The organism is Bacteroidota bacterium (assembly GCA_021300195.1).
Taxonomy (GTDB): Bacteria; Bacteroidota; Bacteroidia; order J057; family JAJTIE01; genus JAJTIE01.
This window is the reverse complement of record JAJTIE010000048.1, coordinates 25,149-39,926: the sequence shown is the minus strand read 5'-3', so window position 1 is coordinate 39,926 and position 14,778 is coordinate 25,149. Positions and strand designations below refer to the sequence as shown.

Below are 14,778 nucleotides of genomic sequence, written 5' to 3'. Positions count from 1 at the left end.
CGAAAATGATAGCTTTTGTACTCCATAAATAAGTCGCGAGGCACCTTTAGCATGCTAAATAGGGATATTTTGCTTCCCCCCATATGCAACCAAGTTTTCAATGGATGCTCGTATAGAGTCTGTCCTATTTTTGTGTACCCTACATCAATTATTAAGCGAGCTATCATCTCCACATCAAAAAGCCACCTGGAATGAAAAGGCGTGCTGAATAAGGCGGGAATTACTGCCCTGCGCAGCAGCTTCGCCCCACACTGTGTATCATAGACAGGAAGCATGAGAATATTGCTAATAATTGTGGCTATTACCCGGCTTGCTATGTGACGAGCTGTTGTTCGCTCAATTCTGGCTCCCATTCGTCGGACTCTACAGCCCATTACCATGAGGAGATCCGGCTTCTCTATCAGTATATTTCTAAAATCGAGCGCCTCCATCCAGGCAACAGCTCCATCTGCATCCCAGAATCCTATGAGTTCATAAGCGGGTAGCTGCTCGTAGGCATATAGCATTCCCCTACGCACTGCCTCTGCCTTTCCACCATTTTGGCCGAGATCTAGTACGTGAATGCGCGATGAGGCTTTCGACCCAGACTGAAACCGTTGCAAAACGAGAAGCGTATCGTCAGTACTGCCGTCGTTTACAAGTAGCAAGTCAATAACATCTTGATGATCCAGAAAAGCCAAAAGGTCGGACTGAGGTAGCCGCAGACTTTCATTGTAGCAGGGTATGATTAGCAAACTTTTGCCTGTAGTCATAATCAGAAAAATCAGAAAAATCAGAAAAAAACAGCAACAGCTAGTTAGGCCCAAATTTATGCCTTTATATAGTTCACTAATCTACAAAAAACAAGCATACCGCTAACTTGGATAAAATAGATTGTTAATCCAAACGCCGCTCTTCAACTTTCTACCTGTTGGTTCATCAATCTCCGACAAAGTTACCCGGTTCACCTGTAAAGGTAATTTTGATCTCGGGTTTTCAAGCGATAGCTGTACCCTGTCACCCTGACGCAGTGCGTCTGAGAGTGGAAGCTCGACCAGAACATACGTATCATCGAAGGTCGAAACATGTCCTTGTAGCTCCATTGTTGACGCCTTCGGTGCATTTCCGGGACGATGTATACGGATGTTCGCCTTGGTTTCCTGTAGTGGATAGCCCTTAGCAAAATACCAGAAGCGCAAAACAGGCTGCTTTATCTCCGTAGAAAGTTTGAAGGCTGGTAAGCTCAGATACTTGGGGGCCATGAAACCTGTCTTTCCAAGTGTCTGCTGGGCACTTTCGCCGCAGTCTCCTAAACAATAGGATTCAGTTTGAAAGAGTGTATCGGCAGTTGTGTAGGCATTCCAGGCTGCCCGCAACTGACTAGAGCTGAGAGAAAGGTAGGTGAATTGCCCTTCCTGATGAATTTTAGTAGCATGCGCCAGTAATTGTTTTTGCCAGGCTGTAGCCGGATGATCATGATAAAAGACTATCAGCGAATTTTTTCTTAAATACTTGAATAATTCTGGCTTTTCTGCCGTATGTGGATAGTAAAATCGATTGACCTCCCAGGCATCAAGAAGGGAAGTACGAGCAGAACTATAATTAATTGCCGGTAGGCCCAATTTGTAGGCTAGAACATACACTTGTGTGCAGAAATAATCACTTTCCGCTATTTTTAAGTGCTCTGACCCCACACTAGCACCCATGGGAATAGAGAAAATTGCATTATACTCTTTCTTGCTAACTCCTAGTGTTTGTAAGGTGTCTGGCTTAAATAAGAAATCTCTATGCGTATCTATGGGAGTTATAGCCTCAAAGGTTTTTTTAAGAGTCCAGTACGCCTGTAGGCTCACGCATCCGATGAGAATAGGCATGATTAAACCCCATACCCGATAGTTAACTGCCCATCTAAAAACTACTATTACACTGAAAAGACCAGCTAGGTAATAGGCTATCCAGGCTATCCGGCCGGGGCTTCTGAATTGCTTAACAAATGAGAATGGGAAAAAATCCAACAAAAAATCAAGACCCAGTACAAAGGGGATACCGGCGCTGATGAGCAATCCAATAATAATTACCCCATACCAGCGCCACATCACCGGATGATCCAACCGTCGGCGCCAAAGAAGCCTGATAAGAAGTACATGCAAAACGAGTGTAGCAGGTATACCCACGTAGACCCATCCCTCGAAATCCCAAGCCCAATGCCACTGTACGTATTTTTCTAGCCATTCCTGTTTCGGCGGAAGAAAAAGAGTAGGCCAATAACTACGATAATAAAAAAAACCCCATGGGTCTGGAGAACGCAGGGAAGCATCATCTGTTATAGCGGTAAAAATCCTGAACAGTAGAATGGGCAAGAGGCCCGCGGAAAAACCTCCCAAAAGCCATTGGAGCCGATGGGCGCGCTGTTGGGTAAAAAATAATAAGGTAAAGCTAAGATAAAAAACCAAACCAATAATGCCATAGTAGGGATGAAGCCCCATGAAAAGGAATACCATAAGCGCGATGAGAAACCACCGCCATAACTTTGGGTTCTCTGTCTGCCTGTAGGCCCACCAGATCATTAAAACAGGGATTCCCACATAGGTAAGTGCATGATGCCCGTGCATCCGAAACCATTGGGGAGAGGCCAAAATAATCCCAATTGAAAGTAATATACTGAGCCAATCAGGTAAATTAAGCTTTAGGAAAAGGAGACACAGAAAATAGCAGCCTATTAGATAAAATAGGAAATAGGCATACTGCTGTACGATAATAAAATCTGAACCCTCTACCAAGCCTATTTTTGCCAGGTAATACATGGAAGAGGTAATCAGAGGCTGTCCATCTGTAAAGATTAAGTGCTCGCCATAGGGGTAGAGCATTCCATCAAAATGAAAGGCCGACTTACCATGATCGATGTGATAAACCGGAGCATACATATTCTTCAGTCCATCGCCACCTTTATGAAAAGGCATTGGCTCAAAGGGGTGAAACAGGGTTCCACCAAAAATCAAAAGATAGACGAATGTGGCAAGCAGTACACACTGCCAGCCTTTTTTCATCTCAGGTGTTAGATATCTATCAAGAACAGTCATGGAAGAAGAATTTTAAAACTACAAACATGCAAATACCCCTGGCAGATACAAAGAAAGCTATTGCCGAGCATACACGCTTATTAATACGAATAGAAGCTATAGGTGCCCCGGCTTCCGTTGGGGTTTATCCCCTCCAGGATCAGCCGACCACGTGTTCCCTTTATCAGGTCTTCCAGCTGCTGGGCCGTTTCGGGTACTTCGCGGTTTATGCTCAGGATGACGAAGCCCTCGGGCAGGCCCATGCGGCTGACTACGCCCGAGCGCAGGTTGCTTACACGCCAGCCCTGGTCTACCCCCAGGCGGCTACGTTCCACCTTGCTTAGCGGGCTCAGGTCGCAGCCCAGCAGCTCACTGTAAGCTGTCCTGTTCTTGATTACACCAGTGGTGCCCTCGCTGTTTGTTAGCTGGGCCGCCAGCGGCTGCGTACTGCCCTTTCGCTTTATGTGTAGCACTAGCTTGTCGCCCGGGTTTCGGTAGGCTAGTTGTTCTTCAAAAGCCGCCTTGCTATCTACCGCCACGCCATCCAGCTCCAGGATGATGTCGTCTGCCCGTAGGCCTGCTGCCTCAGCAGCCGATCCTGCATCTACCCGAAAAACATACACACCGCCGTAGTCCTCATCCACCAGCTTGTCGGCCAGGCTGGCATCTATATCCAGCACCTCTGCACCCAGGAAGGCCCGCTGCACCGTGCCATGGTCTATCAGGTCGCCTATTACCTTGCGCACAATGTTCACCGGGATGGCAAAGCCATAGCCCTGGTAGGCACCTGTTTTGGTAGCAATAGCCGTATTGATGCCCACCAGCTGCCCCTGTACATCCACCAGGGCCCCTCCGCTGTTTCCGGGATTGATGGCTGCATCGGTCTGAATAAAGCTCTCGATGGGGAACTGACTCTTCACGATGTTGATATTCCGACCCTTGGCACTCACAATGCCTGCCGTAACCGTACTCTTCAGGTTCAGCGGGTTGCCCAGCGCTAGCACCCAGTCGCCCGTGCGCACCTGGTCGCTATTACCCAGGGTAATCGGCTTCAGGCCCTTAGCCTCTATCTTCAGCACCGCCAGGTCGGTGCTCGGGTCTGTGCCGATTATTTTGGCCGGGTAGCTGTGCTTATTGGGCAGCACCACCTCCACCTGGTCTGCCCGCTCTACCACGTGGTTGTTGGTTACAATATAGCCATCTGCGGTCATGATAACACCGCTACCCGCACTACTCACCTGCCCACGGCGCTGGTAACCAAAGAAATCCCAGTAGCTCCAGTAGTCGTCTCCCCCACCACCATACTGGCTCAGCGTCTTGATAAACACAACCGAGGGACTGGCGTCCTCTGCCGCCTGTGCAAAGTTCTGGGGTGCACTCCCCAGGTTTGCAAACCGGCCCTGTGCCCCACCCTCCACAAACTGTACGGCCCGTGTGGGTGCACCCGCCTGCCACTGCTGCATCAGCCAGGCACCCGCCATGCCAAAAACCAAACTCAGGCCTAGCCAGGGCCCCCAGAATTTCAGTTTTTTCATTCCTTCGTACTTTTGATGCCAAAGGTACAGAGATCGGCGCTTGCATGCCAGTAGCAGCCCCCGGTTACACCTTCATTCGGCCCAGCTCCAGCCCTAAAAAACTATGCCTCAGCTAAATCCCCACCATGCCATCCTCCTCTTCAGCGGAGGGCAAGACTCTACCACCTGCCTATACTGGGCACTGGGTCGGTTTGAGAAGGTTTACGCACTCATCATCGGCTATGCCCAGCGGCATCGGGTAGAAATGGACCAGGCCCAACGGATAGCAGCCCGGGCCGGCACCCCCGTTCAGATAATGGACAGCGACCTGGGCAAGTATTTTGCGCGCAACGCCCTGACAGATACTACCCAGGAGGTGGAAGACGAGATAGGCAGCGAGCAGGCACTACCCGGCACCTTTGTGCCCGGGCGAAACCTGATGTTTCTGACCCTGGCAGGCATGTATGCCTGGGGCGCTGGGGCTGGCAGCATCGTGCTGGGGGTAAACCAGGCGGACTATGCTGGCTACCCCGATTGCCGCGAGCCCTTTATCGAAAGTGCCCAGCGCACCCTGGGCCTGGCGCTAGACCAGCCCATACAGCTACATACCCCCCTGATGCACAAAACAAAGGCCGAGATATGGCAGATGGCGCAGCGGCTGGGCTGCCTGGAGGTGGTGATACACGACAGCCACAGCTGCTACCGGGGCGACCGTGGCCATAAGCACGCCTGGGGCTATGGCTGTGGCAGCTGTAGTGCCTGCCAGCTGCGAGCACGGGGGTACCACGAGGCTTTTTCGACTACCAGCTAAGCGGTTTATCTTACAGACCATGAATCAAAACAAGCTTTTGTTAATCGGGGGGGGCCTACTCCTACTCTTTTGTGTAGCCGTGCTAAGCAGTATGGATAGTACCGAAGAGGCGTATGTACAGCAGATACTGGCCGAGCGGGCCCGGGTGCTGGAGGCCTGGAAGCGACCAAGCTATGCCCCATCGCCCATCCCCATGTCTCAGCGTAGCAGCCTGCGGCTAGCCCACTACCCACCCGACCCGCGATACCGGCTACAGGCCCGGCTGCTGCCAGCGCCTGCACAACCCGGCACCCCCCGGCTGGCCGGCTGGTTGGCGTTCGAGCTGGATGGGAAGCCCTACCGGCTGCAGGCGCTACACGAGCCTGAGAACGGACCCAATGCACTGTTTGTACCCTTTTTTGATGCCACAAACCGCGCGGAAACCTACCCAGGTGGGCGCTACCTGAACCTGAGCCTGGGGGCAGACAGCACGGTGGTGCTAGACTTTAACTACGCACACAACCCCTACTGCGCGTACGACGCAGCGGCCTACACCCACTGCCCCGTGCCACCGGCAGAAAACCGGCTGCCCATACACATCCCGGCCGGGGAGAAACGCTACCCCCTACAGGCTCCCTAAACCTTGAGGGCAGGAGACACTCCGTCCGGCTTGTGTGCCACACAGGTGCGGCCTACCCAACTCAGGTAGTCGGGGTTGCCGCCAAAGATGGGCACACTGGTTACACAAGGTACCTCGTGCGGGTGCAGTGCCCGCACCCGCTCCACAATCCTGGGTACCATGTAGCTGGTGCTCTTGCAGAGCAGCAGGGCCTCGGGCTCCTTCCTTAGCTTACCCTCCCATTCATACATGCTCAGCATGCCAGGCAGGATGTTTGCACAGGCTATCAAGCCCTCCCTAAGCAGTGCCTCTGCTATCTCAGTAGCAGAATCCACCGTAGGGGTAGTGATGTAAATGAGTTTGAAAGGCATGGTTGTAAAAGATTGGTCATACTTATTCTAAATATATACTTTAATTGCATTTATCATACGCCATACGCTCATTTCATGAGGATATTGATGAAAAATTTAGCCGAAATCAGAGAAGACTACCAGAAGCAGTCGCTAGATAAAGCCGACTGCCACCCCGATCCACTGGTGCAGTTTCAGCAGTGGATGGATGCCGCCCTGGCAGCCCAGGTGCCCGAGCCTACTGCCATGAACCTGGCCACCGTGGGCCCGGATGGCAAACCCGGCAGCCGCATGGTGCTGCTAAAAGGCATAGACCATGGGCTGCATTTTTTCACCAACTACGAGAGCCGAAAAGGCAGAGAGCTGGCGGCCCGCCCACAGGCCGCCCTCTGCTTCTGGTGGGCCGAGCTGGAGCGCCAGGTACGGGTAGAGGGCACCGTGGAGCGGCTGAGCGACGCAGAAAGCGCAGCCTACTACCACAGCCGCCCCCTACCCTCGCGCCTGGGTGCATGGGCCAGCCCGCAGAGCCAGATACTGGCAGACCGGAACGAGCTGGAAGGCCTGGTGGAAAAAACAAAGCGCCTGCTGGAAAACCCGGACCACCCCCCCCTACCCCCCTTCTGGGGGGGCTACCGGCTAGTGCCAGACGAGTTCGAATTCTGGCAGGGACGCCCCAGCCGCCTGCACGACCGGATGCACTACCGGCGCACCCCCCATGGCTGGCAGATCGACCGACTGGCACCCTGAGCGAGGCGAAAATCGTCCACAGACCTCGCTGTACAGAACCCCGGTGCAGAAGCATAATCTTTTAGGCACCGGCACGCTGCCAGTGGCTAATTTGCAGGCGTGAGAAACCGCCTGCGCAGTGCCCGCCGCATCTTCTGGTTCCTGCTGTGGGCAGGTGCCATGCTCGTGCTGGGCCTGCTGTCGCTGGGCTTTGTGTACAAGGAGCGGGTAGAAGCCTACCTGCTGCAGCAGATAGGGCAATACCTGGCAGGCCGGGTGTACATAGAGCGGATGGAGCTGGACCTGATACGCACCTGGCCGCAGGCTAGTGTGCGCCTGCAGCAGGTGCGGGTGCACCTGCACCCCGAGCAGGCCCGGCACTTTGGCATGGGCCAGAGGCCCGTGCTGGAGGCACAGGAGCTACAGGTTTCGCTCAACCTGCTATCCCTGCTGCGCGGTGGTGCCTACCGCATCCAGGGCATCCGCATCCACCGGCCCCGGCTGCGCCTGGTGCGAGACCCCACCGGGCTATGGAACTACCAGCGGCTGCTGAAACCCCGACCAGATGACCAGGCACTGGAAGAAGCGCTGGACTGGCACCTGCAGGCACTGGAAGTAAGCGAGGCAGAACTGCTGCTGGATGACCACCACAGCCAGCAACACTATACCATACGGCTGGCACAGCTCTCCCTATCGGGCGCCTTCCGGCGAAAAGAACTCTCCCTCCGGCTGGCTGCCCAGGGGAGCCTGCACCGGGCCCAAATCGGGCAACTGGTACTACCCCGCATCTCCGCCATCGGCCTGGCGGGCACCCTGGTGCAGCAGCCATCGGGCCACGTACGGGTAGATGCCCGGCTGCAACTGCAGCAGATTCCGCTGACCCTGTCGGGCTACTACAGCCCCCTGCCTGCCCCGGCGCTAGACGTACGGCTAAACACCGGGCGCACTACCCTGGCCCAGCTGTACAGCCTGCTGCCCGCCCCCTACCGCAGGCAGCTGAATGAGCAGGCTACCCTGGGTGGTGCACTGCAGTTGGCTGGCCGCTACCATGGCCCCCTGGGGGGCACCACGCTGGAGCTATCAGCCCACATCCGGCAGGGCAGCGTGATGCCCAAGGCCTACCCACAGGCCGCGCTGAAGGACCTGAGTGCTGAGCTGGCCCTCTACATACCACCCGACCTGCGGAAGGCCTACCTGCACCTACAGCCCTGCACCGGCACCCTGGGTGGGCAGCCCATACGGGCCAGCCTGCAGTACGATAACTTTTTGCAGCCCAAGCTTAGCGTAGCGGCACAGGCCCAGGCACCGCTCCGGTCGGTGGCACTCTTCTGGCCCCAGCTGCTCTCCTACCCAAAGGCCGATGGGCAGCTGAGCCTGGACGTATCGGGCCAGGGCCCGCCCGATGAACTGCAGATCCGGGCTACCCTTACCCTGGCCGATGCCCGTGTGCAGCACCCTGCCATGCGGTGGCCGGTAGAGGGGCTATCGGCCCGCCTGCACTACGAGGGCGAGACCCTGCGGATTGAACAGCTAAGCGCCCGCTGTGCCCATAGCGACCTGCAGGCCCAGGGCAGCCTGACTGGCCTAACTAGCCAGCAGCCGGTACTGCGGCTGCTGGCTAGTGCCCGGCAGCTGGACCTGAACGAGCTGCTAGGCCTATGGAAGGAAACGGAAAAGCCCGAGCAGCAGGCCGGAAAACCGGATGCGCACGAAGCGGCCTGGCAGCTGCAGCTACAGCTGCAAGCACAGCAGCTAAACTGGGATAGCCTGCGGGCAGATGGCATGCAGGTGGGCGTAGCCTGGCAAGACAACCAGCTAAAGCTGGACAACCTGCGCATACAGCACCTGCGCTGGCAGCAGCTACAGGCCCGGCAGCTGGCCGCCAGCGCCAGCTGGAGCCCAGGCGCGCTACGTGTATCGCAGTGCGAGGCGCAGCTACTGGCAGGCCGAATATCGGGCAGCTTCAGCCAGCTGGAGCAGCCCGAACCCTACCTGCAGACCACGCTGAAACTGCAAGACATAGACCTGAAACAAGCCTTCGTGGCACTGCCCAAGCTAGGCGAGTTTCTGGTAATCGGCCCCTACACCCAGGGGCAGCTAAGTGGGCAGATGGAAGCACAGGCGCCCCTGGATGCCCAGGGAGAACCCCTAACCGAGGGCATACGCGCCCAGGGTACGGTGCAGCTGCGCCAACTGCGTATTTACAACTTCCCCCCTATGCGACAGATGGGCCTGCTGATCGGCAATCGCTTTGAGAATATGAACTTCGAAGACTTCCAGTCTCGCTTTCGGATTAGCCGCGGGCGCTTCCAGCTAACGGATACGCTGGAGCTGTATGTAAACCGTACCCACCTGGAGGTAAGCGGGGGCCACCACCTGGAGGGCCTGCTGGACTACCGGGTGCGGGTGCAGCTGGCTGGCCTGCTGGGCCTGCAGCAGCAGGCCACACAGGCCGATGTGGCCGAGCTGGTGGAAGAAACCCAGCCTGCTGCCGATGCGGGGGCACATGCCCAGGTGCGCATACGCGGCACGGTGGATAACCCGGAGGTGAGCCTGGATAAGCAGGCCCTGAGACAGGGGGTAGAAAAAGGGCTGCGCAATGAACGAGACGAACTGCGCCAGCGGGCTAGAAAGGCGCGCTAAAGTCGCCCTCCTGATAGTCATCCTCGTTCATCTTACTGGGAAAGATCTGAAAGCCACCGCCGGCCTTTTGCAGGCCGCTAAAGTCTGATGCCTCCGGGCTGGCATAAAACTTGGGCATATTGGGGCTAAACCGGTCGTCCTGCCAGTCGTCAAAGCGGGCAAACTGCTGCACAAAGCGTAGCTTCACCCGGTCCGTAGGGCCGTTTCGCTGCTTGGCTATGATTACCTCGCACATGCCCTTGGTGCTGTTTCCCTCCTCATCCTCCAGCATGTCGTAGTACTCCGGCCGATACAGAAACATCACCATGTCTGCATCCTGCTCTATGGCTCCAGACTCTCGCAAGTCGCTCAGCATGGGGCGCTTGTCATTTCCAGGGCGCTGTTCCGGGGCGCGGCTCAGCTGGCTCAGGGCAATGATCGGCACACTCAGCTCCTTGGCCAGCACCTTCAGGCCCCGGGATATGGCACTGATCTCCTGCTCGCGGTTTCCGCCCTTCTTGCTCTCGGCCGTCATCAGCTGCAGGTAGTCTATTATAACCATCTGGATGTTGTGCTGGCTTTTCAGGCGGCGGCACTTGGTCCGCAGGTCAAAGAGGCTTAGGGCGGGCGTATCGTCTATAAAGATGGGGGCCTCGCTCATGCGGGCTATTCGGTCATTCAGCTGGCTCCACTCCGCATCGCTCAGCTGGCCGGTTCGCATCTTTTGCAGCTCTATCTCGGCCTCGCTGGAGATCAGGCGTCGCACCAGCTGGGTGGCTGCCATCTCCAGGCTGAAGATGGCCACAGGCTGGTTTCCGCGCATGGCGGCATTGCGCGCCAGGCTTAGCACAAAGGCGGTTTTACCCATTGCGGGCCGTGCCGCCAGGATGATCAGGTCGGAGGGTTGCCAGCCACTGGTCAGCTTGTCCAGCTGGGCAAATCCGCTGGTTACCCCCGTTACGCCATCCCCCTTGCTTATCAGGGCCTGCAGTTCCTCTATGGTGCGGTGCGTTAGGTGGCTCATGCTCAGGCTCTCGCGTCGCAGCTTGTCCGTACTCAGTTCATACAGTTGCTTTTCGGCATTGTCCAGTAGGTCAAAGATGTCGTTGCTCTCGTCGCTGGCCTCGTCGGCTACATTGCGGCATATGCGGATCAGCTCGCGCTGGATAAACTTCTGCGCCACAATGTGGGCGTGGTGCTCTATGTTGGCCGCGCTGGCTACCCGGCTGGTCAGCTCGGCTATGTAGTAGGGGCCGCCCACCTGCGCTAGCCGATCCATTTTTTTCAGCCGCTCCATCACCGTCAGCTTGTCTATGGGCTCGCTGGCATTGCTCAGCTCCATCATAGCCTTGTAGATGTCGGTATGCGCAGGCTTGTAGAACATTTCCGACGTCAGGGTGTCGGTTACACGCGTCAGGGCATCCCGCTCCAGCATGATTGCCCCTAGTATGGCCTGCTCCAGCTCCAGGGCATGGGGCATCCCCCCCGCCTCCAGGATGCGGGCGGAAGAGGCCTTTCGGCCGGTTTCTTCGCTATTCAATCGGTAGGGCTCTGCCATCTATTTTACTCACAATCAGTTTTTTATCTGAAACCCCCGGCACCGGCGCAGCCATGGCCTCACAGGCCGTCCACCAATACCTGGCCAATAACCTGCACCACCAGCCGGGCACAGCTACAAAGATACGCGCTGGCGTGGGCCAAAGCTTGATAGGTTATCAAGGTGGCGCAGCGGGCTTTCCCACAGCAACCCGGGGCTTATCCACGGCTTATCCACAGCCACGAGGTACCCTCCACCACCAGTTACACCGTGTATAGTGCCCACTGGCTCATCTATGCGTTTTATCGTACCCGCCAAACTATAAACTAAGGAGCCTGGGACACAAGGCCGGGCCGACAGACACGGACCAAGCTCCACAGGATCGAGCGAGCAGCCCGGAGCGGTTATGGCTATCTTTTAAAAAAAGTAAAGGGCGGCTAATGCCACCCTTTACAAACAAACAAACAAACAAACAAACAATAATACTAATGGATAAACCATTAGTATGAGGCAAATTTCGCACACAAAATTGATATTTCAAAGAAAAACTTGAAACTATCTCAAAAATTATTTGCCTGCAAATAGGGGTTTTCTTTTCTCATTGAAGGCCGAAACGGCTTCGGCGTAGTCCTCGGTGCTTCCGGCTATCTGCTGGCAGTAGGCCTCCATTTGCAGCATGTCCTCCAGGTCTGCGTGGGCGCTCTTCAGCAGCATGCGCTTAATCAGCCCTATGGCAATCGGGGCTTTATCCCGGTACAGCTGGGCAAGCTCTGCCACGGTGGCATCCAGCTGGTCGGCGGGCACCACGCGGTTTACAAAGCCATATTGCAGGGCCTCTGCTGCCGGTATCTTGCTGCCCAGGGTGGCCAGTTCAAATGCCTTTCGGCGGCCCACCAGGCGGGGCAGTGCAAAGCTGGTGGCGGTATCGGGCACCAGGCCAATGTTGGCAAAAGCGAAGACAAAGCTGGCATGCTCGGCAGCTATGGCCAGGTCGCAGGCCAGCACAATGCCTGCACCTGCGCCAGCGGCTACGCCATTTACCCGCGCAATGATGGGCTTCTCTATGGTATACAGCAGGCGGGCAATGGGGTTATAGCGCTTTTCTACACTATCTGCCAGGCTGCGCTGCTTGCCGGCTATGGCCTTCAGGTCCTGGCCGCTACAGAAGGCCTTGTCTCCTGCACCGGTTAGCACAAGTACCCGCACCGCGGGGTCCTTTCGGGCGGCCTTCAGCGCATCGATGAGGGCATAGCTCATGGGGTCGTTAAAGGCGTTGTACACCTCGGGCCGGTTTAGCGTGAGGGTTAGTATCCCATCACTCAGTTCATACAGCACGTGCTCAAATACTGGGGCGGTTTTAGACATAACAGGGTACGGTTTGGGGTATCTGGTACAGGGGGGGGGTGAACAAACGGAAGCGGCTAGCACCCGGCCAGCCAGGCAAGATACGCAGCAGCACTGAACAGCCCAAGCAGTACACCGGCTGCCAGCTCGGCCACCGTGTGTGCCTGCTGGCGGTAGCGGGCCCAGGCCAGCAGCGGCACCAGCACTGGCAGGCCTATCAGCACTGGCCAGGATGCAGGCAGGCCTGCCAGCTGGTGCCACCACAGCGTGTAGCCCAGCAGGCCAGCGGCGGCGGCCAGGTGTAGCGACACCTTGTAGCACAGAGTAACGCCCAGGCCCAAGACATTGATGACAAGCAGATAGTACACATACTGCCGCAGCTCGGGCGTGGCCTGCAGCGGGCCCGACAGAGCCTGAAAAAACAGGAGACAGAGCAGATTGACCCCAAAGGGCAGGATGCGCTCTTGCCTGGATACCTGCAGGGCATCTGCCCGGCGCAAATAATACCGGGTGTACAGCAGGTAGGCCACCAGGGGCACCAGAAGCAGCAGGGCCACCGCGCACAGCACAAAGGCCCCACTGGCGCGTGGCTGCCAGTACAGGGCACCCAGCAGCTGCAGGGTGTTGGGGTTCAGGAGGATGGAGAGCCAGCGAGATAACCTGTACTGCATGCGTAGCGAACCGAACGGTGCCGGCCAACAGCGGCCGGGAACGGAACAACAAAAATAAGGCGAGATAGGTGAGGTGCGCAGCTAGCTGCATGGGGTTTGTACGCTATATTCGCACATGGCGCTACTAGACCAGCAGCTGGCGAAGGATAACATCGTGGTAACTCGCCTGGATGACCTGATCAACTGGGCACGGCTGAGCAGCCTGTGGCCCATGGGCTTTGGCCTGGCGTGCTGCGCCATAGAGATGATGGCGGCCAATGCCAGCCACTACGACCTGGAGCGTTTCGGGGTGTTTCCCCGTGGCAGCCCGCGCCAGAGTGATGTAATGATTGTGGCCGGTACCGTGGTATTCAAGATGGCCGACCGCATACGCCGCCTGTATGAGCAGATGGCCGAGCCACGCTACGTCATCAGCATGGGCAGCTGTAGCAACTGTGGGGGCCCCTACTGGCAGCATGGCTACCATGTGGTGAAGGGGGTAGACCGCATAATACCCGTAGACGTGTATGTACCGGGCTGCCCACCCCGCCCGGAGGCCCTGATAGGCGGCATACTGAAGCTGCAAGAGAAAATACGCCACGAAAGCCTGCTAAATGCTGGCTTTGTGTCCGAACGGCGCTAAGCCAGCCGAGCACCGGCATACACTGCCAGCGGGGGGGGGAGAGGAAATGCCCCCTAGTCTCCGCGCAAGCCTGTACATACCCATGCCTGCCCGGCACCCTGTGCACAGTGCCGTACACCCCCGGCTACTACATGCTACCGGTATACTTGCCATAGCAGCCCCTCAGCTTGGGCCTTTTGGCACGCCTTTTGGTTAGGCTGCCTTATCCAAAAAATTTTTCCCAATTTTTATGAAAAAACTACAATTTCTCTTCCTCATCGTCCTGCTGGCCCTACCTGGCCTAGGCCGGGCGCAAGACCTGAAAAATGGCGTCAAGCTCAATCTGCTCAGTCCATTTGTGCGCACCGTTTCGGGCTTTTACGAGCGCTCGGTAAACGACAACCTAAGTGCCCAGCTGGGGGTGTTCTACACCTTCGGCCTCAACACGGCAGATACCCGCTTCAGCGGCTTTGGCGTTACGCCCGAGTTTCGCTTCTACGTGATGGACAAAGGGGCCATGCAGGGCTTTTATGTAGCGCCATTCTTGCGCTACCAGACCTTTAGGCTAGAGGCCGACTATACCGAAGTAGCCATTAACGCTTCGGGTGGCATTGTAGAACGGGAGCAAACCGAGAAGGCTACATTCAGCACCTTTGGCGGGGGCGTACTAGCCGGTTATCAGTGGATATTTGGCAAACGGGTAATGTTTGACATTTACCTGGGCCCGTCCTATAACAGTGGTAGCGTTAGCTACGAGGATGGAAGGGACGAAAACAATTCAGAAATTGAGGTACGCTCGATAAATGGCTTCGGCATCCGCTTTGGCACCACGCTGGGGGTTGCCTTCTAGCTGGCAGATGCCCCGGCGCGAATAAATGAAAACAGGGCTGCAATGCAGCCCTGTTTTTGCATGAGTAGTCTCAAACCTATATGTGTTCATCAAACACAATACATACTCATACAGCC

The 14,778-nt window shown here is 56.3% G+C and carries 13 protein-coding genes; 6 read left to right on the top strand and 7 right to left on the bottom strand.

All coding sequences use genetic code 11. The features are described 5' to 3' along the window. From LW884_10265 to LW884_10255, 3 genes are all read right to left on the bottom strand, one after another. Window positions 1-752: glycosyltransferase (locus LW884_10265; GenBank protein ID MCE3008712.1), on the bottom strand; the 752-nt coding region annotated here is incomplete at its 3' end. A gap of 102 nt (window positions 753-854) precedes the next feature. Next, window positions 855-3,059, bottom strand: a complete 2,205-nt coding sequence (locus tag LW884_10260; GenBank protein ID MCE3008711.1) for a hypothetical protein — start codon at window positions 3,057-3,059, stop codon at window positions 855-857. Between the two features lie 80 nt (window positions 3,060-3,139). Continuing rightward, entirely contained in the window at window positions 3,140-4,573 is a 1,434-nt protein-coding gene (locus LW884_10255; protein MCE3008710.1) for a trypsin-like peptidase domain-containing protein, read from the bottom strand. A gap of 103 nt (window positions 4,574-4,676) precedes the next feature. On the opposite strand from LW884_10255, the gene queC reads away from it, so the two are divergent. Beyond that, window positions 4,677-5,363, top strand: a complete 687-nt coding sequence (gene queC, locus LW884_10250) for a 7-cyano-7-deazaguanine synthase QueC (GenBank protein MCE3008709.1) — start codon at window positions 4,677-4,679, stop codon at window positions 5,361-5,363. Window positions 5,364-5,382: 19 nt separating this feature from the next. Beyond that, window positions 5,383-5,982 (top strand): DUF1684 domain-containing protein, encoded by a 600-nt coding sequence (locus LW884_10245; protein ID MCE3008708.1) that lies wholly within the window; start codon window positions 5,383-5,385, stop codon window positions 5,980-5,982. Here the strand turns inward: LW884_10245 and LW884_10240 are convergent. Next, window positions 5,979-6,332, bottom strand: a complete 354-nt coding sequence (locus LW884_10240) for a divalent-cation tolerance protein CutA (protein ID MCE3008707.1) — start codon at window positions 6,330-6,332, stop codon at window positions 5,979-5,981. The genes LW884_10245 and LW884_10240 overlap by 4 nt on opposite strands. An 87-nt stretch (window positions 6,333-6,419) precedes the next feature. Here LW884_10240 and pdxH point away from each other — a divergent pair, with 87 nt between their 5' ends. Next, entirely contained in the window at window positions 6,420-7,058 is a 639-nt protein-coding gene (gene pdxH, locus LW884_10235; protein ID MCE3008706.1) for a pyridoxamine 5'-phosphate oxidase, read from the top strand. 99 nt (window positions 7,059-7,157) lie between these two features. Continuing rightward, window positions 7,158-9,680: a hypothetical protein gene (locus tag LW884_10230; GenBank protein ID MCE3008705.1), complete on the top strand. Its 2,523-nt coding sequence runs from the start codon at window positions 7,158-7,160 to the stop codon at window positions 9,678-9,680. Here LW884_10230 and dnaB read toward each other — a convergent pair. The 3 genes from dnaB to LW884_10215 all read right to left on the bottom strand — a co-directional run bounded on the left by dnaB (window position 9,664) and on the right by LW884_10215 (window position 13,211). Then, window positions 9,664-11,217 carry a replicative DNA helicase gene (dnaB, locus tag LW884_10225; protein ID MCE3008704.1) on the bottom strand — a complete coding sequence of 518 codons (1,554 nt, stop codon included), beginning with the start codon at window positions 11,215-11,217 and terminating at the stop codon, window positions 9,664-9,666. The two genes, LW884_10230 and dnaB, sit on opposite strands and share 17 nt — an antisense overlap. A 546-nt stretch (window positions 11,218-11,763) precedes the next feature. Next, window positions 11,764-12,561 (bottom strand): enoyl-CoA hydratase-related protein, encoded by a 798-nt coding sequence (locus tag LW884_10220; GenBank protein ID MCE3008703.1) that lies wholly within the window; start codon window positions 12,559-12,561, stop codon window positions 11,764-11,766. 56 nt (window positions 12,562-12,617) lie between these two features. After that, window positions 12,618-13,211 carry a hypothetical protein gene (locus LW884_10215; GenBank protein MCE3008702.1) on the bottom strand — a complete coding sequence of 198 codons (594 nt, stop codon included), beginning with the start codon at window positions 13,209-13,211 and terminating at the stop codon, window positions 12,618-12,620. Between the two features lie 115 nt (window positions 13,212-13,326). On the opposite strand from LW884_10215, the gene nuoB reads away from it, so the two are divergent. Beyond that, a complete protein-coding gene (gene nuoB / locus LW884_10210; GenBank protein ID MCE3008701.1) occupies window positions 13,327-13,833 on the top strand; it encodes an NADH-quinone oxidoreductase subunit NuoB in 507 nt (168 codons plus the stop codon). A 229-nt stretch (window positions 13,834-14,062) separates the two neighbouring features. Continuing rightward, a complete protein-coding gene (locus LW884_10205; protein ID MCE3008700.1) occupies window positions 14,063-14,662 on the top strand; it encodes a DUF3575 domain-containing protein in 600 nt (199 codons plus the stop codon). Window positions 14,663-14,778 lie beyond the last annotated feature (116 nt).